General features: G+C 70.5%; 15 protein-coding genes. 8 read left to right on the top strand and 7 right to left on the bottom strand.

From position 1 onward, the window contains the following. Positions 1 to 10 precede the first annotated feature (10 nt). From ACH4SP_RS39465 to ACH4SP_RS39445, 5 genes are all read left to right on the top strand, one after another. Positions 11 to 763, top strand: coding sequence for a GntR family transcriptional regulator (locus tag ACH4SP_RS39465; protein WP_398422762.1), 753 nt, complete (start codon positions 11 to 13; stop codon positions 761 to 763). A 234-nt stretch (positions 764 to 997) separates the two neighbouring features. Beyond that, the gene (locus ACH4SP_RS39460; RefSeq protein ID WP_398422760.1) at positions 998 to 1,177 is read left to right on the top strand and encodes an SPOR domain-containing protein; all 180 of its coding nucleotides are present in this window, start codon (positions 998 to 1,000) and stop codon (positions 1,175 to 1,177) included. An 83-nt stretch (positions 1,178 to 1,260) separates the two neighbouring features. Further along, positions 1,261 to 1,671, top strand: a complete 411-nt coding sequence (locus tag ACH4SP_RS39455) for a (deoxy)nucleoside triphosphate pyrophosphohydrolase (RefSeq protein ID WP_398422758.1) — start codon at positions 1,261 to 1,263, stop codon at positions 1,669 to 1,671. A gap of 334 nt (positions 1,672 to 2,005) precedes the next feature. Beyond that, the gene (locus tag ACH4SP_RS39450) at positions 2,006 to 2,443 is read left to right on the top strand and encodes an ATP-binding protein (RefSeq protein WP_398422851.1); all 438 of its coding nucleotides are present in this window, start codon (positions 2,006 to 2,008) and stop codon (positions 2,441 to 2,443) included. 433 nt (positions 2,444 to 2,876) lie between these two features. Further along, entirely contained in the window at positions 2,877 to 5,408 is a 2,532-nt protein-coding gene (locus ACH4SP_RS39445) for a SpoIIE family protein phosphatase (RefSeq protein ID WP_398422849.1), read from the top strand. A 155-nt stretch (positions 5,409 to 5,563) separates the two neighbouring features. Here the strand turns inward: ACH4SP_RS39445 and ACH4SP_RS39440 are convergent, their stop codons facing one another. From ACH4SP_RS39440 to ACH4SP_RS39410, 7 genes are all read right to left on the bottom strand, one after another. After that, on the bottom strand, positions 5,564 to 6,277 hold the full coding sequence (locus tag ACH4SP_RS39440; protein WP_398422756.1) for a PspA/IM30 family protein: 714 nt from the start codon (positions 6,275 to 6,277) through the stop codon (positions 5,564 to 5,566). Positions 6,278 to 6,356: 79 nt separating this feature from the next. After that, on the bottom strand, positions 6,357 to 8,507 hold the full coding sequence (locus ACH4SP_RS39435) for a TPM domain-containing protein (protein ID WP_398422754.1): 2,151 nt from the start codon (positions 8,505 to 8,507) through the stop codon (positions 6,357 to 6,359). Between the two features lie 367 nt (positions 8,508 to 8,874). Continuing rightward, complete coding sequence (locus tag ACH4SP_RS39430; RefSeq protein ID WP_398422752.1) at positions 8,875 to 9,738, bottom strand: arylamine N-acetyltransferase; 864 nt, start codon at positions 9,736 to 9,738, stop codon at positions 8,875 to 8,877. Between the two features lie 28 nt (positions 9,739 to 9,766). Next, positions 9,767 to 10,570, bottom strand: coding sequence for a succinate dehydrogenase/fumarate reductase iron-sulfur subunit (locus ACH4SP_RS39425; protein ID WP_398422750.1), 804 nt, complete (start codon positions 10,568 to 10,570; stop codon positions 9,767 to 9,769). Further along, positions 10,567 to 12,624, bottom strand: a complete 2,058-nt coding sequence (locus ACH4SP_RS39420) for a fumarate reductase/succinate dehydrogenase flavoprotein subunit (protein WP_398422748.1) — start codon at positions 12,622 to 12,624, stop codon at positions 10,567 to 10,569. The genes ACH4SP_RS39425 and ACH4SP_RS39420 overlap by 4 nt, the downstream gene beginning before the upstream one ends. Positions 12,625 to 12,643: 19 nt before the next feature. Beyond that, positions 12,644 to 13,483: a hypothetical protein gene (locus tag ACH4SP_RS39415; protein ID WP_398422746.1), complete on the bottom strand. Its 840-nt coding sequence runs from the start codon at positions 13,481 to 13,483 to the stop codon at positions 12,644 to 12,646. A gap of 303 nt (positions 13,484 to 13,786) precedes the next feature. Then, positions 13,787 to 14,122, bottom strand: a complete 336-nt coding sequence (locus tag ACH4SP_RS39410; RefSeq protein ID WP_398422744.1) for a hypothetical protein — start codon at positions 14,120 to 14,122, stop codon at positions 13,787 to 13,789. A 348-nt stretch (positions 14,123 to 14,470) separates the two neighbouring features. Here ACH4SP_RS39410 and ACH4SP_RS39405 point away from each other — a divergent pair, with 348 nt between their 5' ends. The 3 genes from ACH4SP_RS39405 to ACH4SP_RS39395 all read left to right on the top strand — a co-directional run bounded on the left by ACH4SP_RS39405 (position 14,471) and on the right by ACH4SP_RS39395 (position 21,141). Further along, positions 14,471 to 16,849, top strand: a complete 2,379-nt coding sequence (locus tag ACH4SP_RS39405; protein ID WP_398422742.1) for an ABC transporter family substrate-binding protein — start codon at positions 14,471 to 14,473, stop codon at positions 16,847 to 16,849. A gap of 290 nt (positions 16,850 to 17,139) precedes the next feature. After that, positions 17,140 to 19,011 (top strand): translational GTPase TypA, encoded by a 1,872-nt coding sequence (typA, locus tag ACH4SP_RS39400; protein ID WP_398422740.1) that lies wholly within the window; start codon positions 17,140 to 17,142, stop codon positions 19,009 to 19,011. Positions 19,012 to 19,509: 498 nt separating this feature from the next. Further along, the gene (locus ACH4SP_RS39395) at positions 19,510 to 21,141 is read left to right on the top strand and encodes an ABC transporter substrate-binding protein (RefSeq protein ID WP_398422738.1); all 1,632 of its coding nucleotides are present in this window, start codon (positions 19,510 to 19,512) and stop codon (positions 21,139 to 21,141) included. Positions 21,142 to 21,164: the final 23 nt, after the last annotated feature.

The raw sequence follows: 21,164 nt of genomic DNA, 5'->3' as shown, positions 1-21,164 counted from the left end.
GGAGTGGCCAGTGACATTCGGTGAGCAGCCGGCCTATCTGCGCGTGGCGAAGGATCTCCGGCAGCAGATCGCCGACGGGAAGCTGCCGCCGCACACCCGGCTCCCTTCGCAGGCCCGTATCCGGGAGGTCTACGGCGTCTCGGACACCGTCGCCCTGGAGGCCCGCAAGGTGCTGATGGCGGAGGGCCTCGTCGAGGGCCGCTCGGGCTCGGGGACGTATGTACGGGAGCGGCCGGTGCCGCGCAGCGTGGCCCGCTCCGCCTACCGGGCCGGGGGTTCCTCCACGCCGTTCCGGCAGGAGCAGGCGGCCGAGGGCGCGCGCGGCACCTGGGAGTCGCGCAGTGAGCAGGCACGGGCTTCGGAGGAGGTCGCGGGACGGCTCGGCATCGAGCCGGGCGAGCGGGTGATGCAGACCCGGTACGTCTTCCGGGACGCGGGGGAGCCGATGATGATCTCCACCTCCTGGGAGCCCCTCGCGGTCACCGGCCGCACGCCGGTGATGCTGCCCGAGGAGGGCCCGCTGGGCGGCTGCGGGGTCGTCGAGCGGATGGCCGCCATCGACGTCGTCGTGGACAACGTGGCGGAGGAGGTCGGCGCCCGGCCGGGACTCGCCGACGAACTGGCCGAGTTGGGCGGTGTGCCGGGGCATGTGGTGCTGGTCATCGAGCGGACCTACTACGCGTCCGGGCGGGCGGTGGAGACGGCGGACCTGGTGGTTCCCGCCGACAGATACCGGGTTGCGTACCACCTCTCCGTGAAGTGACCTCCTTCCCAACTCCCTTACGAACAAAGCTCAGTTGATAGCCCTCGGGGGCGCGTCCGACCGGACGCGCCCCCGAGGGCTTCGTCAACTCCCCAGCGTTTCTTGGCCAGATCGGTGTCTCTTTGTAAAAAGTCATATCCGGTGAGTAAAGGTCAGGCGTAGGGTCGGGCATATGCGTACTGAGGTTTCCTGGGGATCCCTGGCGGCGTGTGGGCCGGCGGACGGAGGCGCGCGATGAATGACGCTGGTGCACAGCTCCCGTGGTTGGTGGTGCGGCAGGACGACAACGGCAACCGCTATCGCGTCGGCGCGTACGCCACGCGGGCGGAGGCCGAGCAGAAGGCCGACCAGCTCGACAGCCGCGGACACAAACAGCTCTACCTGATCGAACAGGCCGCCACCCGGCAGCAGTGAGACGGCCTCATCGGCCCCACCGGGCAGGTCGGGGCCACTGAGCACATTGGGTCTGTCCGCCGGCCAGGTCCTAGGCTCCGCCCATGACCAATCGACTTGTCGTGGGCGGAGCCCTCTGCCATGACGGACGGCTGCTGGCCGCGCGCCGCAGCGCCCCGCCGGAGCTGGCCGGCCGCTGGGAGCTGCCCGGCGGCAAACTGGAGCCGGGCGAGACGCCCGAGCAGGCGCTCGTGCGCGAACTGCGCGAGGAGCTCGGCGTGGAGGCCGAGCCCGTCCAGCGGATCCCGGGCGAGTGGCCGCTGAAGCCCGGGTACGTCCTCCAGGTGTGGACCGCCCGGCTGCTGTCCGGCGACCCCCGCCCGCTGGAGGACCACGACGAGCTGCGCTGGCTCGGCCCCGAGGAGAGCGACTCGGTGGACTGGCTCGACCAGGACCGCCCGGCGGTCGCGGCGGCGGTCCGCCTGCTGCGCGCGCACTCCAGGGCGGACTCCTAGGGCGGATCCAGGGGCGGATCCAGGGGCGGATCCGGGGGTGGATTCCTGGGAGGGCTCGCGGATTTCCGGGACGGAAGGTGTGCGGATTCCTGGGGCGGACGGCGGGCTGCGGATTCGTACGACCGCGCGGAAGTCGCTTCGTACGGGCTAACGCTCCCGGTCCGCGGGGGTCTGAACGGGGCAACGGGACCCAGCGCACGGGCGACCCCGTACGCCGTTCGTGCCACAGTGCGCCTATTCCCGGGATAGCCGGAGTCCGATATCGGGTATGTGCTGATTAACCCCCCGAAAAAGGATGCTCCCTCTTTGGGGTCCGCTGCTGCTGTTCAGGGATGTGGTCGGCGTGCTCGACACCGAAGGCGCCTGCGCCGAGTGGGCCTTCCCTGCCCGGCCCAACGCCGTCCGCACCGCGCGGCACGCCGTCCGCGACACCCTGCACGCCTGGGGCCTCGACGAGGTCAGCGATGTGAGTGTGCTGCTGGTCAGCGAGCTGGTGACCAATTCCCTGATGTACGCGTCCGGGCCCATCGGTGTTCGGTTGGTGAGGCTCGACACCCCCGGCGCCCTCGCCGGAACCGCCGGGACCACCCACGCCGTCCTGCGGGTGGAGGTCTCGGATCCGCTTCCGGATCCGCCCCGCGAGCGGGCAGCGGGCCCCGACGACGAGGGAGGGCGCGGAATCCAGCTGGTGGCGTGCTCGGCGCAGCGCTGGGGCACCCGGCGGGGAAAGAGCGGCAAGACGGTGTGGTTCGAGCTGGCTCTGCCCGGTTAGAAGTGTGAAGGGACTTGATCGATCACGACGGCACCCGGAAGGGCGTCGCCGCACTTCGGGCGAGCGGCGAACTACGGCCGAAAAGGGCCGGGGGAAGGCCGGGAGGACGTCGCGATCGTGAACGCCGTGCCGACTGGGGCCGTGGTGCTGAATACTGCGGTCAAGGCCGGTTCCGGTGAGGTGAGCTGGAGGGGACGGTCGTGTGAACGAGATACCAGCGAAGGCGCAGCAGCCCGACGCGGGTGCGGACGGTGCTTCCGGCGCGCCCGGTACTTCGGACGTGCCTGGTGCTTCAGGTGCTTCAGGTGCTTCCCGTACGTCCGGTACGTCCGGTGCTTCAAGTGCGTCCGGACGGGCCGGGGCGGGTGCTGACGCGGGTGCCGGTGCTGGCCCGGCCGGTGGGGGCCTTCCCGTGGGGGCCGCGGGCGGCGCCCTGTGGCAGAGCAGCCCGCCGGGTTCGATCTACGACTACATCAGGGTGGCGTCCTTCTCGCTGGGCGCCGACGGCTGTGTCGAGCAGTGGAGCAGCCGCGCCGAGGAGCTCTTCGGGGTCGCCGCGCGCGACGTCGTGGGACGCGACCCGGTCGAGGTCTTCGTGCCCGAGGAACACCGCGGGCGCGGACACCGCGAGGTGGCCGAGATCCTCGACGGCAAGGAGTGGACGGGCCTCGTCCCGTTCCGGATGCCCGCCGCCCCCTCCGGTGCCGCCGGGGCCGAGGGGGTCGCCGAGATCTATGTGATGCCCAGCGAGACACCGACCGGTGAACGCGGTGCGCTCTGCCTCGTCGTGGACGTACGGGCGCTGCGCCGGATCGAAACCGACCTCGCCGCATCACAGGCCATTTTCGGTCAATCTCCCTTCGGTTTCCTGCTGTTCGGCATGGACCTCGCGGTGCAGCGCACCAACCGCCGGTTCGCCGCCGTCTTCGGCGGTGCCGCCGACGACCACCGCGGCCGTACGGTGCACGACTACCTCGCCCCGCCCGAGGCGGACCGGATGTCCGCCGCCCTCAAACGGGTCCTGGAGACCGGCGACTCCATGACCGACATCCAGATCACCGGCACGGAGCCGGGCAGCACCGAGCGCCGTCAGTGGTCGGTCAACCTCTACCGGGTGCACAGCGGATCCGGCCGCCCGGTCGGCGTCGCGGGCCTGGCCACCGACGTCACCCGCCGCCACCGGGCCGCCCGCGAGGCCGCCGACGCCCGGCGCAATCTCGCCCTCCTCAACGAGGCGGGCGCCCGCATAGGGAATTCGCTCGACCTGGAGACCACCGCCCGCGAGCTCCTCGACGTCGCCGTCCCCGGCTTCTGCGACCTCGCCTCGGTCGACCTCTACCAGGGGCTGCTCAGCGGCGACGAGGCCCCGCCGGGCGTCACCGACGTCACCGACGGCAGTGCCGAGCTGCGCCGGGTCGCCTTCGCCAGCGCCGTCTCGGACGCACCGCTGGCCGCACCCGGGTGCGTGGGCCCCGGCGAGGACCCCGCCGAGATCACCGTCGGATCCGTCCACCGCTACCCGTTCGGCACGCCCTGTGCGAAGGCGCTGCGCACCGGGCGGGCCCGCGCGGTGCACGGCGAGGACGGCGACCTCGTGCACTCCACGCTCGCCGTGCCGATGGTCGCGCACGACACGGTCATCGGGCTCGTCCAGTTCTCCCGTACGAAGGGCAGCGAGCCCTTCGGCGAGCGGGACCGGGCACTGGCCACCGAGCTGGCCTCCCGAGCCGCCGTCTGCATGGACAACGCCCGCCTCTACCGCAGGGAGCACGAGCGCGCGCTGATCCTCCAGCGCAGCCTGCTGCCGCCCGGCGACCCGGAGGCCGCCGGACTCGACATCGCCTGCCGCTACCTCCCCGGCAACACCGCCACCGAGGTCGGCGGCGACTGGTTCGACGTCATCGAACTGCCGGGGCACCGCACGGCGTTGGTGGTGGGAGACGTCATGGGACGGGGTCTGCGAGCCGCCGTCGCTATGGGGGAACTCCGCACCGCCGTGCGGACATTGGCGCTGCTCGACCTGGAACCGGCCGAGGTGCTCTCCGCGTTGGACGAGATCGCGCGCGGACTCGGCGCCCCAGGCGGCGCCCAGCAGGCGTCCCGGGCCGCGCACAGGTCCCGCGAGGCGGACCTGTCCGAGGTGTACCTCGCGACCTGCGTGTACGCGGTCTACGACCCGGTCACCCGCCGATGTACGTTCGCCAACGCGGGCCACCTGCCGCCGATCGTGGTCGAGCCGGGGGAGGAGCCGCTGCTCCTCGACGTACCGCCGGGCATGCCGCTGGGCGTGGGCGGCGAGCCCTTCGAGGAGGTCGAGGTCGAGCTGCCCGAAGGGTCCCTCCTCGCCCTCTACACGGACGGCCTCGTGGAGTCCCGCGAGCACCCGCTCGACGAGGGGCTGCGCGACTTCCGTACGGCGATGAGCGGTCCCGTACGCCCCCTGGAGGACGTCTGCGACCATGTCCTGAACACGCTCGACACCCGGCACGGCGAGGACGACATCGCCCTCCTCATGGCCCGCATCCAGGGCCTCCCGGCGGCATCGGTCGGCGACTGGCGGCTGCCGCGCGAACCGCGCTCGGTGGGCCGGGCGCGCGAACTGGCCAGGGCCCAGCTCCAGTCCTGGGACCTCGAAGACCTCGTCGACACCACCGAGCTGCTGGTCAGCGAACTGGTCACGAACGCACTGCGGTACGGCGAGGGCGAGGTGCGGCTCAGGCTGCTCCTCGACCGCACGCTGGTGTGCGAGGTGTGGGACGCGGGCCTCGTCCAGCCCAGGCGGCGGCGCGCCCGCGACACCGACGAGGGCGGCCGCGGACTCCAGCTGGTCGGGCTGCTCAGTGCGGCGTGGGGGGCGCGGCGCACCCCACGGGGCAAGACGGTGTGGTTCGAACTCGCCCTGCCGGACGGGGAGTCGCAGGCCGCGACCGAGCTGAGCGTGGACCAGCTGCTGAGCATGTACTGAGCGGGGGCAGGACGGGCCGAGCGGGTGCAGGGCGGGGGCCGGGCGGGCTGAGCGAGTGCAGGAAGGGGCCGGGCGGGCTGAGCGAGTGCAGGAAGGGGCCGGGCGGGCCGAGCGAGTGCAGGACGGGGCCGGGCGGGCTCCTCAGGATGTGCTCCTCAGGACGTGCTCTTGAGGGCCGCCAGTCTCGCCGCGATCTCCGCGTCGTCGCCCAGGCTGTCCAGCTGCTCGAACTGGGCGTCCAGTGACGAGGCGGCCAGCTCCTGCTTGCCCATCGCCCTCGCCTCCTCGCGCCGCACCTTGTCCTCGAACCGGCTCAGCTCGCTCGTCGGGTCGAGGACATTGATGTTCTTGACGGCGTCCATCATCGAGTTCTGTGCCTGGGCGGACTTCGCGCGGGCCACCAACTCGTCGCGCTTGGCGGTCAGTTCACCGAGCTTGGCCTTCATCCTGGTGAGGCCGTCCTTGAGCCCGGCGACGACCTCGGTCTGGGCGGCGATCGTCGGCTCGGCGGTCTTCGCCTCCTTCTCCGACTGGAGCTGCCGCTGCAGGGCGACCTTGGCGAGGGCGTCGAACTTGTCCGCGTCGGCCGCCGACCCGCCCGTCCGCAGCTCGTCGGCCTTCCTGCTGGCGGCCAGCGCCTTGCCGCCCCACTCGTGGGCGGCGTCGACGTCCTCCCGGTGGTCCTGCTCCAGGAGCCGCAGATTGCCGATCGTGGCGGCCACGGCCTCCTCGGCCTCCGCGATGTTGGAGGTGTAGTCGCGGATCAGCTGGTCGAGCATCTTCTGCGGGTCCTCGGCCTGGTCGAGGAGGGCGTTGATGTTGGCCTTGGCGAGCTGGGTGACGCGGCCGAGGATGGACTGCTTGGTCATGGCATCTCCTGGGGGGAGGTGGGGGTGTGGCCGAAAAGCTGTATGTGTGTACGTGCGTTTACGTGTGTGTACGTGATGGCTAGAAGCGGCCGCCGCCGCCCCGGCGTCCTCTGGTTCCGCCGCCGCCGAAGCTGCCGGGGCCGCCGCCGAAGCCGCCCCCGCCTCCTCCGCCGAAGCCGCCACCGAAGCCGCCGCCCCCGTAACCCCCTCCGCCGCGGCCGCCGTTGAGGATTCCGCCGAGGATGATGCCGCCCAGGACGGCGCCGTTGAGACCGCCGCCCCCGCCGGAACCTCCGCCCGGGCCGGCTCCGCCGCCGTACCCGCGTACGTCCTGTTCGGCCAGGCTCTGGGCCTGCCGGGCCAGCGCGTCCGCCTGCTGGGCCTCGGTGAGCGCGGCGGGGGCGTCGTCGGAAGCGGCGAGTGCGCCCGACTGCTCCAGACGGCGCTGCGCCTCCGCGAGGCGGGTACGGGCCTGGCTGCCGACGGCGCCGCGGTGGGTGGTGATGTAGTCGGCCGCCGCGCCGATCCCGGCGCGTGCCGTCAGGGTGGCCTGGCCCAGGAGGTCCCGGGCCCGCCGCCCGGCGCTCTCCCGTTCGCGGGCCCCGGCGAGGGCCTCGTCGAGCGCGGCGTCGGCCTCCTCGATGCGGCGCAGCGCGTCGATCGGGTCGTACCGCCCCGCCCGCATCTCCTCCCGTACGTCGCGCACGACGGCCTCCGCGCGGGCGATGCGGCCCTGGAGGTCGGCGGTGCTCGTGCCGGGCGCCGTACCGCCGAGCAGTCCGCGCGCATCGGCGAGATCGGTGTCCGTCTCGGTCAGCGAGCCCTCCAACCGCCCTGCCGCGTCGACCAGTTCGCGTGCGCGCCGCTCCACCGACTCCACCAGGGTCCCCGCCTGGTCGACGGCGCCCTCGGCGGCCCGTACGAAAACGGCGGCCCTGCTGTTGTCGCCGGAGACCAGCACCTGGCGGGCCTGGTTGAGGTTCGTGGTGGCGAAGACGAGCCGGTCCTTGGCCTGCTCGACGTGGTCGGCGACGGGGGCGGCGGCGGAGTCCGCGTAACGGCCGGCCAGCGCGGCCAGGGTTGCCTCGGCGGCACCCGTACGCCCGGTGAGGTCCCGGAAGGCGGCCTCGGCGGCGTCGAGCGCGGCGGGCGCGTTGCGCTCCAGCTCGCGCAGCCGGTCGAAGGAGTCCGACTCGGCGTCGAGCCGCCGGTTGGCCTCGGCGCACCGGGCGAGGATCTCGTCGAGCATCCGCCGCTTGGTCGGATCGTCCTCGGGGAAGGAGTCGTCGAGCTGCTGGCGCACCCGGAAGGCGGCGGTCAGCTCCCCCTTCGCGTACGCGAGGGCCTCGGCGAAGGGACGGGCGGCTTCGTCGCCGAACTGGGCGGTGGCGAAGCCCAGTTCCTCCTCGCTGGTGCGGATCGCGTCGTCGGTCCCGACGAGGGCCTGCTTGGCGCGGCTGTCGAGCTCGGGGAGGGGCGTGGGGGCGGGGACGGGGGTCGTCCCGGGCTGCCTGGCCGTTGCTGTCGCCCCGGTCCCGCGCCCGTTCTTCTTCCGTCTCCTGCTGAACGCGTACGCGGCGAGCGCACCGGCGCCGCCGACCGCGACGATGGGGAGGACGAGGTCGCCCGCCGCACCATCCTCTGCGCCGGGGTCGTGGACGCCGGGGGTGATGGTGGGGGTGGGGACGGGCTGCCCGGCGAGCACGGCGGCGTACCCGTTGGCGGCGCCGATGGCGGCACCGGCCCAGTCGTTCTGGCGCAGGGCGGGCTTGACGGCGGTGCCGGAGACCTCGGCCAGCTGGGCGTCGGTGAGGCGGGAGTCGTTGTCCACGGAGTACGCGAACTGCCGGTCACGGGTGGCGATCGCGAGGAGGACGTCGTCGCGGCCGAGCCCGTTGCGGGTGGCGGTGGCGTCCGCCCAGCTCTGCGCGGACCGTCCGGAGAAGTCGCGGACGTACACGACGAAGAGCTGGAGGCGGTGGCTGGAATACAGCCGGTCGAGGGCCTTGGCGACGCTGCCGCGGTCGTCGCCGAGGGCGCCGGCCTTGTCGGTGATCTGGCCGTCGGTGGAGAGGGGGAGGGGGTCGGTGGCGGGGGTGGCGGGGTGCACGGCGTGTGCGGCGGCAGCGGCCTGCGGGCCGACGAGACACGAGAGGGCCAGGGCCAGCGGGACGGCCAGCAGGGCGGCGGGGCGGCCGGGTATCCGGACACGACTCTCGGGAGGCGTCACATTGGGGAGGCTATGTCGGGGCGGGGGAGGCCGCGACCGGAGCCCTTCTGAGGGCGGGGCGGTGGCGAGGGCGGGCGGTCGGGGTGGGGCGTGCCGCGGTGGGGGGCCGCCCCCTTGCCCACCCGTCCCGCCCCCGGGGGGGCGGCCCCGCTGCCCAAGAGGGCTAGGGGGTCGGCGGCGTCAGCCGCCCAAGGGGCTAGGGGGCAGGCATTTAGGGGCGCGGGGAACTGCGCGACCAGCCACGACGCACCCGCACGAAGACCACCCCGCCGCCCTGCGCCGAGCAGCCCGCACGAAGACCACCCCGCCGCCCTGCGCCCAGCAGCCCGCACGACGACCACCCACCGCCCCGCGCCCAAGCGGCCCGCTACTCCGTGGCCAGTTTCCTCACCAGCTGCTCCGACTCCTCCTCGCTCTGCTCGATCCCGAACACCTCCGCCAGTACCTTAGGCACCTCGGTGGGCTCCAACTCCCGGGTCTCGGGCGGGAGTTGACCGCCCGGCCAGATGGTCGTCAGCTTCAGCGCGTCCAGGGTGTGCGTACGGTCCGGCAGCATGCGCTGGACGAACAGGCGTCGGCTGAACGGCGAGTGGGGGTTCGAGGCGACGAAGTAGTTCGACATGCGGAAGTCGACCGGGTACTGGGGCGTCGGCGTGAAGGTGTGCCGCACCATCCAGCCGTCGCCGTCCGGGTCCGTCGCGGGATCCGTGGCGGGCTGGTGCAGGGCCCAGCCGTGCGCCCCCGGCGAGACCTCCTGCTCGCGCAGCCAGTACCGCCACGCGTCCTGCGTGACCTCGTTGCCCGCCTTACCCGGGATCATCTCGATCGGCTCCAGCTGGCTCGACCCGAAGCCCACGTCGCACAGCCAGCGCCGCCCGTCGAGCTCCACCACCAGCATCGCGTGGGTGGTCGGCAGCATCTTGTCGCCGCCCATCACGACCCGGCCCTGCACGGCGAAGAAGTCGTAGCCGAGGGCTTCGAGGGCCGCCGCGAAGAGCGTGGCGTGCTCGAAGCAGTACCCTCCGCGGCCACCGGCCACCATCTTGGCCTGGAGGGTCTCCAGGTCGAGCGGCACGTCCTGGTGGAGCACCGCGTCGACGGTGCTCCAGCGCAGGTTCAGGACATGGCCGCGGTGCAGGGCGCGGAGGGTCGCCAGGGTGGGCGCGCGGTCCCCCTCGTAAGCGATCTTGGTCAGGTAGGCGTCGAGGTCGAGTGAGTTGCTGTTCCACATGACCGGTGCAGCACCCGGTCGACCGGAGCTATTCCGTCCGCCTGCGGATCTTGTTCCCGAGCCAGACCAGCGGATCGTACTTCCGGTCGACTGCCCGTTCCTTCAGGGGGATCAGGGCGTTGTCCGTGATCCGGATGTGCTCGGGGCACACCTCCGTACAGCACTTGGTGATGTTGCAGAAGCCGAGCCCGTGCTCCTCCTGCGCGCTCCTCTTCCGGTCCAGACCGGCCTCGTCCGCCGCGTCCAGCGGGTGCATGTCCAGCTCGGCGACCCGCATCAGGAAGCGCGGCCCGGCGAAGGACGTCTTGTTCTCCTCGTGGTCGCGCACCACGTGGCAGGTGTCCTGGCAGAGGAAGCACTCGATGCACTTGCGGAACTCCTGCGACCGTTCCACGTCGACCTGCTGCATCCGGTACTCGCCCGCCGCCACGCCCTCCGGCGGTACGAACGCCGGCACCTCCCGCGCCTTCGTGTAGTTGAACGACACGTCCGTCACCAGGTCCCGTACGACGGGGAAGGCGCGCAGCGGCGTCACGGTGATCGTGTCGGTCGGCGTGAAGGTCGACATGCGGGTCATGCAGAGCAGCCGGGGCCGCCCGTTGATCTCCGCACTGCACGAACCGCACTTGCCCGCCTTGCAGTTCCAGCGCACCGCGAGATCGGGCGCCTGGGTGGCCTGGAGGCGGTGGATGATGTCGAGGACGACCTCGCCCTCGTTCACGGCGACCTTGAAGTCCTCCAGGCCGCCCCCTTCCGAACTCCCGCGCCAGATACGGAAGTCGGCGACGTATTTGGCGGACGCGGCCCCATGGGGCCCAGTCGTCGTGGTCACTCGTACAACTCCTCTTCGGCGAGATACTTGACCAGCTCCTCCTTCTCGAAGAGGGCGAGCAGGTCCGGGCGGATGGGCTCGGTCGTCGTCGATGCGAGCTCGATCTGGCCGCGCACCGGATCGGTCGCCGCCAGCCCGCCCGTCGGGTCGGCGGTGCGGCACAGCAGGTTCACCGGCCGCCAGGACCGCTCCATGGCGGGGTAGTCCTCACGGGTGTGGCCGCCGCGGCTCTCGGTGCGCTCCAGGGCGGCGCGCGCGATGCACTCGCTGACCAGCAGCATGTTGCGCAGGTCCAGGGCCAGGTGCCAGCCCGGGTTGAACTGCCGGTGCCCCTCGACACCGGCCCGCCGGGCCCGCACCCTCAGCTCGGCCAGCTTGTCGAGGGCCCGGGTCATCTCGGCCTCCCGCCGGATGATGCCGACCAGGTCGTTCATGGTCTGCTGGAGCTCCTGGTGGAGGGTGTACGGATTCTCCGGCGGGCGGCTCTGCTGCGCCGCGTGCAGCGGCGGCACCTCCTGCATCCCGTCATCGGCCCCCTGGCCGGTCCCCTCATCGGTCCCCCGGCCGGTCCTCTGCTCGGTCTCCTGGCCGGTCCCGTGCTCGGTCCCCTCCTCGGGACCCTCCGCGCTGAACGGCCGCAGCGCCTCGGCCGCCGCCGCGTCCACCTGCTCCTCGTCCACCTGCGGGCGCTCCCCGCCGGTGTGCTCCAGGGCGTGCTGCGCCGCGTGCAGCCCGGCCCTGCGGCCGAAGACGAGCAGGTCGGAGAGCGAGTTCCCGCCGAGCCGATTGGACCCGTGCATACCGCCCGCCACCTCCCCTGCCGCGTAGAGTCCGGGCACCCCGCGGGTGGCGGCGGTGTCGGAGTCGACGGCGATGCCGCCCATCACGTAGTGACAGGTCGGCCCGACCTCCATCGCCTCGGCCGTGATGTCCACGTCCGCCAGCTCCTTGAACTGGTGGTACATGGAGGGCAGCCGCCGCCGGATCGTCTCGGCCGGCATCCGTGTGGACACGTCCAGATAGACGCCCCCGTGCGGAGTGCCCCGCCCCGCCTTCACCTCGGAGTTGATGGCGCGGGCGACCTCGTCGCGGGGGAGCAGTTCGGGTGGACGCCGGTTATTGTCCGGGTCCTCGTACCAACGGTCGCCCTCGGCCTCGGACTCCGCGTACTTCTCCTTGAAGACGTCCGGGATGTAGTCGAACATGAACCTCTTGCCGTCGGAATTCCGCAGCACACCGCCGTCGCCGCGCACGGACTCGGTGACCAGGATCCCCTTCACGGACGGCGGCCAGACCATCCCCGTCGGATGGAACTGCACGAACTCCATGTTCAGCAGCGGCGCCCCCGCGAGCAGGGCCAGCGCGTGCCCGTCCCCCGTGTACTCCCACGAGTTCGACGTCACCTTGAAGGACTTGCCGATGCCACCGGTCGCCAGGATCACGCTCGGCGCCCCGAGCACGAAGAACCGCCCCGACTCGCGCTCGTAGCAGAAGGTGCCGGAGACCCGGTCGCCGTCCTTGAGCACCCTCGTCACGGTGCACTCCTGGAAGACCTTCAGTCGGGACTCGTAGTCCCCGGTCTCCCGGAAGTCCTCCTGCTGGAGCGCCACGATCTTCTGCTGGAGGGTGCGGATCAGTTCGAGCCCCGTACGGTCACCGACGTGCGCCAGCCTCGGGTACTCGTGCCCGCCGAAGTTGCGCTGCGAGATCCGCCCGTCGGGCGTCCGGTCGAAGAGGGCTCCCCAGGTCTCCAACTCCCATACCCGGTCCGGTGCTTCGCGCGCGTGCAGCTCCGCCATCCGCCACTGGTTCAGGAACTTCCCGCCGCGCATGGTGTCGCGGAAGTGCACCTGCCAGTTGTCCCCGGAGTTCACATTGCCCATGGACGCGGCGATGCCGCCCTCGGCCATCACCGTATGGGCCTTGCCGAACAGGGACTTGCAGATCACCGCGGTACGGGCGCCCTGCTCACGCGCCTCGATCGCGGCCCGCAGCCCGGCGCCGCCGGCTCCGACCACGACCACGTCCCATTCCTGCCGCTCCAGCTGAGTCATTGCTCAAAAGCTCCATTTGTTAGAAGAAGCGCGGATCCTCGAAGGCGCCGGAAGCGACGAGATAGACATAGAAATCGGCGAGCGCGACGCTGATCAACGAGGCCCAGGCCAGCAGCATGTGACGGTCGTTCAGCTTGCCCACCCAGCCCCACATCCGGTACCGCACGGGGTGCTTGGAGAAGTGCTTCAGCCGGCCGCCGATGATGTGCCGGCAGGAGTGGCAGGAGAAGGTGTACGCCCAGATCAGCACGATGTTGAGGACGAAGACGAGCGTGCCGAGGCCCATGTGGCCCCACTCGTACTTCTCGTCGCGGAAGGCGAGCACGGTGTCGTACGTGAGGATTCCGGCGACCGGCACCGCCGCGTAGAAGAAGTAGCGGTGGATGTTCTGGAGCACGAGCGGGAAGCGGGTCTCGCCCGAGTACTTCTTGTGCGGCTCGGCGACCGCGCAGGCCGGGGGCGAGGCCCAGAAGCCCCGGTAGTAGGCCTTGCGGTAGTAGTAGCAGGTCAGCCGGAAGCCGAGCGGGAAGATCAGGACGAGCAGGGCGGGGGAGAGTCCCCACCAGCTGCCGAAGATCTCCCAGTTGGGGCCGCCCTTCATCGGGACGCAGTTCTCCGCCAGGCAGGGGGAGTAGAACGGCGAGACGTAGGGGGCGGAGTAGTAGTCGCTGTTGGAGAAGGCCCGCCAGGTCGAGTAGACGACGAAGGCGAGCAGCCCGGCGGCGGTGAGGGCGGGAGCGAGCCACCAGCGGTCGGTGCGGAGGTGGCGTGCGGAGATGCTGGCGCGGGTGGGGCTGTGCACGCCGGACGCATGCGCTGTACGTGGCGTACGGGCTGAGGGGTCGGTGCCTGTGGCCAACGGGGGCTCCAGGGGTGGGAGAGGTGGATGGGAGGGTGCTGGGCGGAGGGCGGTGGCGGAGCGTGTGCGGTCGGGGGAGGGGCGTGCCGCAGTGGGGGGCCGCCCCCTTGCCCACCCGTTCCGCCCCCGGGGGCGGCCCCGCTGCCCAAGAGGGCTAGGGCGGGCTCTAGGAGGCTCGGGGGCAGGCATTTAGGGGCGTGGGGAACTGCGCGATCAGCCACGACGTGCCCGCACGGAGACCACCCGCCGCCCTGCGCCGAGCAGCCCGCACGGAGACCACCGGCCGACATCCCCCCGTCCCCCTCAAGGTGCGTGGCGGTGCCGTGCCCCCAACCCCTCGTCGTCCGAGTCCGTCCACAGTGCGCTGTCGTACGGCGCGTCCGGGATCGAGATCAGCTCCGGCCGCGGCGGCGCCTGCGGGGCGGCCGCGGACCCGGTACCGGACCCCGTGCCCGACCCCGCCCCCGACGCGAGCGCACCGAGCATCGCCACGCTCTCGCGCAGGTGCGCCGCGTCCGTGCGGACCCGGCGGACGTCCAGGCCGTGGCTCTCCCCGAGCCGTCCCGTCAGTCGGTGCACCGAGCGGTCCAGCCGGTCCAGACAGTTCTGAAGATCCGTCAGTTCTTCTTGCAGGGACATCAATTGCCCTCACTTCCGCGGTGCGGTAGGAGACGCGTCTGCGGCTTGGAGTGTCGCGCGTCACATCCCCTGTTGTGAAGGGTGCGTACAGCGGTACGCGAAGCACGCCCGCCCCGTGCGCCCCTTGCGCGGACCCCCGTGAACCCGTGCGGGCCCCGCGCGGACCGCCGATTGGGCCGCACGGGTGGGCTTCCCCGGATGCCCGACGTGTCGGCGCCGCCTCCCGCGCGGGACCCCTTTCAGTGGGTCGGCAGGACAACAAGTGTGATCACCGCAATAAGCGCCCAAATGTGAAGTTAACGGCCCGATCCGGTACGGATGGGCCGGGTCAGCCTGGAGGTACCACCCATGTCCGACGTCGGCGTACCCAACGGGTTCCGGAGGTCCCCCCGCCCCCTTCGCGGTGTGGCGCTCCTCACCTCCGGCGTGCTCGCGCTCCCCGTCCTGACCGGCTGCGGCGGCGGTGCGGACGACGCGGGGGCCACGGGCGCGGCGGCCGTCGCCGCGGACCTCGCCGCCACGAACCGCGAGCAGGTCGCCGACGGGGGCACGCTGAACTGGGCCGTCGATTCGGTGCCCGAGACCTTCAACGCCTTCCAGGCCGACGCCGACGCCACCACGGCGCGCATCGCGGGCGCGGTGCTCCCCTCCCTCTTCGTACTCGACGAGGCCGGGGCGCCGCAGCGCAATCCGGACTTCCTGGAGGACGCCTCGATCGTCGAGCGCGAGCCCAAGCAGGTCGTCCTCTACAAGATCAACCAGCAGGCCGTGTGGGGCGACGGCCGGGAGATCGGCGCCGCCGACTTCGTCGCCCAGTGGCGGGCGCTGCGCGGCAAGGAGTCCGCCTACTGGACCGCCCGCAACGCCGGTTACGAGCGCATCGAGAAGATCGAGAAGGGCGCCAACAACCTTGAGGTGAAGGTCACTTACGCCAAGCCGTACGCCGACTGGCGCTCGCTCTTCACCCCGCTGTACCCCAAGGAGGTGATGGGCACGCCCGACGCCTTCAACGACGGCGCGCGGACGAAGCTGAAGCAGACGGCAGGACCCTTCCGCCCGGTGAAGCTGGACCGCGCGGACGGCTCGATCGTCCTGGAGCGCAACCCGCGCTGGTGGGGACAGCCCGCCAAGCTCGACAAGCTGGTGCTGCGCGCCGTACCGCGCGGCGAGCGGGACACCGCACTGGCCGAGGGCAGGATCGACCTCGCCGAGATCGACAGGCCCGCCGCCGAACGCATCGCCCTCGCCGCCAAGGACGCGGGAAAGCCGCCCGTCGCCCACGGCCCCGGCTCGACCACCACCCCCGCCGATGCGCTCCGCTCCTGGGCGCGGGCGCACGGCGCCGCCGACGAGGAGCAGGCCGAGGCCGAGCAGGAGGTCCGCAGGAAGGCCAGGGAGGCGGCCCGGAAGTACGCCACCGAGCAGCGCGGCCTGCGCCGCTTCACCGTCCGCAAGTCCCTGGAGCCCGCGTACACCCAGCTCGCCCTGAACGGCGCATCGGGGCCGCTCTCCGACGAGCGGGTGCGCCGCGCCGTGGCTCGCGCCCTGAACCGGCAGGAGCTCGCCGAGTCCGTTCTCGCCCCGCTCGGCCTGCCCGCCGCCCCGCTCGGCAGCCACCTCGCGCTCGCCGGGCAGCAGACGTACGCCGACGGCAGCGACGCCCTCGGCAGCCAGGACACCCAGGCCGCGCAGGCCCTGCTCGCCGACGCGGGCTTCACGCCCGGCGGTGCGGGCAGCCGTACGGCGGGCAGCAGCTCCGACGCGGAGAAGGAGAAGAAGAAGCGCGAGCAGGCCAGGAAGAAGCAGGAGAGCAGCGAGGAGGAGGCCTCGGACGACGGCATGTACATCGTCGGCGACGACAACAAGCCCGCGGACGCCAAGCCCGTCGGCCTGCCCGGCGACAACGGCAACAACGCCTTCCGCACCGAGTCCGGCATCTACGTCCTCGCCCCCGCCTTCGCCCCCCGCGACCTCAGGCAGAGCTCCGACACCCGGGCGGGCGCCAGGGCGGACGGTAAGGCCGACAGCAAGACCGAGGCCCAGGAGAAGAAGGGCGGCATGGCCGGTGCCTACGCCCCGAGAGGCACCGCGGCCCCGGCCGCCCGCGCCGCCGGAGCCCGCGCCGCCGGAGCCGCCGCCGCGCACGCCCCCCGCCTGGTCGGCAAGGACGGCAAGCCGCTGACCCTGCGCTTCGTGCTCCCCTCCGACGCCGGCTCGGCAGCCCTGCGCACCGTCGGCGAGAAGATCTCGAAGATGCTCCAGGCCATCGGCGTACGCACCGAGGTCACCAAGGTCGACGACCAGAGCTACTTCAAGGACCACATCGCCTCGGGCGACTACGACCTGGCGCTCTACTCGTGGCCCGGCACCGCCTACCCCGCCACCGACGGCCGGCCGATCTTCGCGAAGCCCGAGCCCGCCGCCGACGGCTCGCTGCTCGTCGAGCAGAACTACACCCGGGTCGGCACCGACCACATCGACCAGCTCTTCGACCGGGCCGCCGCCGAACTCGACGACGAAACCGCCCGCGACCTGGTGCGGCAGGCCGACGCACGGATCTGGGCGGCCGCCGGATCCATCCCGCTCTACCAGCGCCCGGAGCTCGTCGCGGTGCGACCGCAGCTGGCCAACGCGGGCGCCTTCGGCTTCTCCGCACCCCGCTACCAGGACATCGGTTTCAAGAAGCCCGAGCAGAAGCCCGATTCGGCCAAGGATGACCGCAAGTAATCGGAAATAAAATCTCCGCCGCAGGTCAGCGGCCATCTCGGGATCTGAGAATCAGCTCAGGTTCGGCTCAATTCCCTTGCCCGCCGGGTCCCCGGCGGGCAAGGTCGTGCGGGACTCCTTGACCCAGAGCGCGGTATCCCCCCACCCCTGAACCACCCCCTCCCGATCGGCCCGGGAAGCCCGTCCGGCGTCCGCCCCGTACCATGGGGTAAGCCGTGGCGCGTCCGCCCGGTGGGCGTACGAGGAACGAGACGCCGCATCCCACGATCGAGAGAAGCGTTAAGCAACCCATGCCCACGCGCCACGACATCCGTAACGTCGCCATCGTCGCTCACGTCGACCACGGCAAGACCACCCTGGTCGACGCCATGCTCAAGCAGGCCGGCGCCTTCGCCGCGCACGCCGCTGAGTCGCTCGACGACCGCATGATGGACAGCAACGACCTGGAGCGTGAGAAGGGCATCACGATCCTGGCCAAGAACACCGCGGTGAAGTACCACCCGAAGGATGGCGGCGACGTCATCACGATCAACATCATCGACACCCCCGGCCACGCCGACTTCGGTGGTGAGGTCGAGCGCGGCCTGTCGATGGTCGACGCCGTCGTCCTGCTGGTCGACGCGTCCGAGGGCCCGCTCCCGCAGACCCGCTTCGTGCTCCGCAAGGCGCTCGCCGCGAAGATGCCGGTCATCCTCTGCATCAACAAGACCGACCGCCCCGACTCCCGGATCGCCGAGGTCGTCGACGAGACGTACGACCTGTTCCTGGACCTGGACGCGGACGAGGACCAGATCGAGTTCCCGATCGTCTACGCCTGTGCGCGTGACGGCGTCGCCTCGCTGACCAAGCCGGAGGACGGCACCGTCCCGGCCGACAGCGAGAACCTGGAGCCGTTCTTCTCCACGATCCTCCAGCACGTCCCGGCACCCGAGTACGACGAGGCCGCCCCCCTTCAGGCGCACGTCACCAACCTCGACGCCGACAACTTCCTCGGCCGTATCGCGCTCTGCCGCGTCGAGCAGGGCGAGCTGCGCAAGGGCCAGACCGTGGCCTGGATCAAGCGCGACGGCACGATGTCCAACGTCCGCATCACCGAGCTGATGATGACCGAGGCCCTCACCCGCAAGCCCGCCGAGGTGGCGGGTCCGGGCGACATCTGCGCCATCGCCGGTATCCCGGACATCATGATCGGCGAGACCCTGGCCGACCCCGAGAACCCGATCGCGCTGCCGCTGATCACGGTCGACGAGCCCGCGATCTCGATGACCATCGGTGCCAACACCTCGCCGCTGGTCGGCAAGGGCGGCAAGGGCCACAAGGTCACCGCGCGCCAGATCAAGGACCGCCTCGACCGCGAGCTGGTCGGTAACGTCTCGCTGCGCGTCCTGGACACCGAGCGTCCCGACGCGTGGGAGGTGCAGGGCCGCGGTGAGCTGGCGCTGGCCATCCTCGTCGAGCAGATGCGCCGTGAGGGCTTCGAGCTGACCGTCGGCAAGCCCGAGGTCGTCACCAAGCAGATCGACGGCAAGAAGCACGAGCCGATCGAGCGCATGACGATCGACTCGCCGGAGGAGCACCTCGGCGCCATCACGCAGCTCATGGCGACCCGCAAGGGCCGCATGGAGACCATGACGAACCACGGTTCGGGCTGGGTCCGCATGGAGTGGATCGTTCCTTCTCGTGGCCTGATCGGCTTCCGTACGGAGTTCCTGACCCAGACCCGCGGCACCGGCATCGCGCACTCGATCTTCGAGGGTCACGAGCCGTGGTTCGGCGACCTGCGCACCCGTCACAACGGCTCGCTCGTCGCGGACCGTTCGGGCACGGTCACGCCGTTCGCGATGGTCAACCTCCAGGAGCGCGGTGTCATCTTCACCGAGGCCGGCACCGAGGTGTACGAGGGCATGATCATTGGCGAGAACTCGCGCGCCGACGACATGGACGTGAACATCACCAAGGAGAAGAAGCTCACCAACATGCGTGCGGCTTCCGCGGACACCACGGAGAACGTGGTTCCGGCCCGCAAGCTGTCGCTTGAGCAGTCGCTGGAGTTCTGCCGCGAGGACGAGTGCATCGAGGTGACGCCGGAGACGGTGCGCATCCGCAAGGTCGTCCTGGACGCGAAGGAGCGGGGTCGCTCCGCTTCCCGTGCCAAGCGCTAGGCGCTAGGCGGTAGTTGGGGATCTGCGGGCCGGTGGAGGGCCGGTCGCGCAGTTCCCCGCGCCCCTGAACGAATGGCCCGGCACCCCGCCTTGGCGGGGTGCCGGGCCATTCGTTGTTCCAGGCCATGATCCACTGTGGATTTCGTACTGACCGGTCAAGTCAATTACGTGAGCCATGTGTCCGGATATCGTTCAACGTTCTCCGGAAGTTGCGTTAACAGTCCGTTTCGGGGGTGTCTGTCTGTGCTCGGTTTGTCCGGATTTCGGGCACTGAGGGGTAAGTGATGTTGTCAAAACGAGACCCTTTAAGTGTGGTTTACGGTCCGGGCGTACTTAATAGTTGGCTCCATTGAGCTCGGGTCAATGGGTCACGCGCTGTGGGGAGCGCCGACTCACGAGCACACTGGGGCACCAGAACTTTCTCGCCGTCAGGGGTGTCGGCGAGTGCACCTGTGCCCCCTCTTGCAGTTAACAAGTGGACTCATGAGGAGGAACCCCATGCGTGGTGCCAAGAGCGCCAAGTGGGTCGCCATGGCAGGTGTGGTCGCGCTCGCAGCGACAGCTTGTGGCGGCGGCAAGGACAGTGGCAGCGACAACGCCAACAAGACAGTCGACCCCAAGGGGATCGTCAGCTACGCCAATGGTGAGCCGCAGAACCCTCTGCAGCCGGCCAACACCATGGAGGCGTACGGCAGCGTCGTCATCAACTCCCTCTTCACGGGTCTGGTCAGCTATGACAAGGCCGGCAACATCGTGAACGAGAACGCCGAGTCGGTCACGCCTGACGCCAACAACAAGGTGTGGACGGTCAAGCTGAAGGCCGGCTGGAAGTTCCACAACGGCGAAGCCGTCACCGCCAAGTCGTACGTCGACGCCTGGAACTGGGCCGCCAACCCGGCCAACGGCCAGAAGAACAGCGCCTGGTACCGCGACATCGTCGGCTACGACGCCGTGCACCCGGCCAAGGGCAAGGGCACCGGCACGACGATGTCCGGCCTGAAGGTCGTCGACGAGTCCACCTTCACCATCACGCTGAACCATGGCATCCCGTACTACGCCTACAAGCTGGTGTACTCGCCGTTCTACCCGCTGCCCGCCGCGGCGCTGAAGGACCCGAAGACGTACGGCGAGAAGCCGGTCGGCAACGGTCCCTACAAGTTCCAGTCCTGGCAGCACAAGAAGTCGATCAAGGTTTCGGCCTGGCCCGAGTACAAGGGCGAGAAGAAGCCGAAGAACGGTGGCGTCGACTTCAAGGCGTACACGACGCCGACCGCGGCCTACAACGACCTGCGCTCCGACAACGTCGACACGATGCCGCTGGCCCCGGACAGCGAACTCGCCAACTACAAGCAGGACTTCGGCAAGCGTGCGATCACGTCCGAGTTCTCGGCGATCAACACGATGAACCCGGCCTTCTACACGGACCAGTGGAAGAAGATCGACGTCCGGGTCCTGCAGGGCCTGTCGATGGCCATCGACCGCGCCACGATCGCCAAGACCACCTTCTACGGCAACCGCAAGCCGGCCACCGGCTGGGTCGCCCCGGGTGTGAAGGGCTACCAGGAGAACGCCTGCGGCGAGGTCTGCACGTTCAACCCGGAGAAGGCCAAGAAGCTCATCACGGCCGGTGGCGGTGTCCCCGGTGGCGCCATGACCATCCAGTACAACGCCGACCAGCCGCACAAGGGCTGGGTCACGGCCGTCTGCAACGACATCACCAAGAACACCGGTGTGAAGTGCACGGGCGACCCGGTGACGGACTTCCAGGCCGACACCGAGATCCGCGACCAGAAGAAGGTCAAGTCCTTCTACCGGTCCGGCTGGACCCTGGACTACCCGTTCAACGGCAACTTCCTGGCCGACCTGTACGGCACGGGCGTCGACGGCAACAAGGGCGACTTCTCGGACCCGAAGTTCGACGAGCTGTCCAAGAAGGCCGACCAGGCCAAGACGATCGACGAGTCGGCGAAGCTGTACCAGGAAGCTGAGAAGCAGCTGGTCAACACGATGCCGGGCATCCCGCTCTTCTACAACCAGATCAACTCCGCCTACTCGAACAACGTGAAGAGCGTTGAGTTCGACCAGGCCGGTGACCCGATCCTCACTGCGGTCGAGGTCTTCAAGAAGTAGTCGCCGGAGATCCGTTCCCGAAG

The sequence above is a fragment of the Streptomyces sp. NPDC021093 genome (assembly GCF_044333135.1).
Lineage (GTDB): Bacteria > Actinomycetota > Actinomycetes > Streptomycetales > Streptomycetaceae > Streptomyces.
The sequence above is the reverse complement of the archived record's forward strand: the minus strand, read 5'-3'. Positions and strand labels throughout refer to the sequence as shown.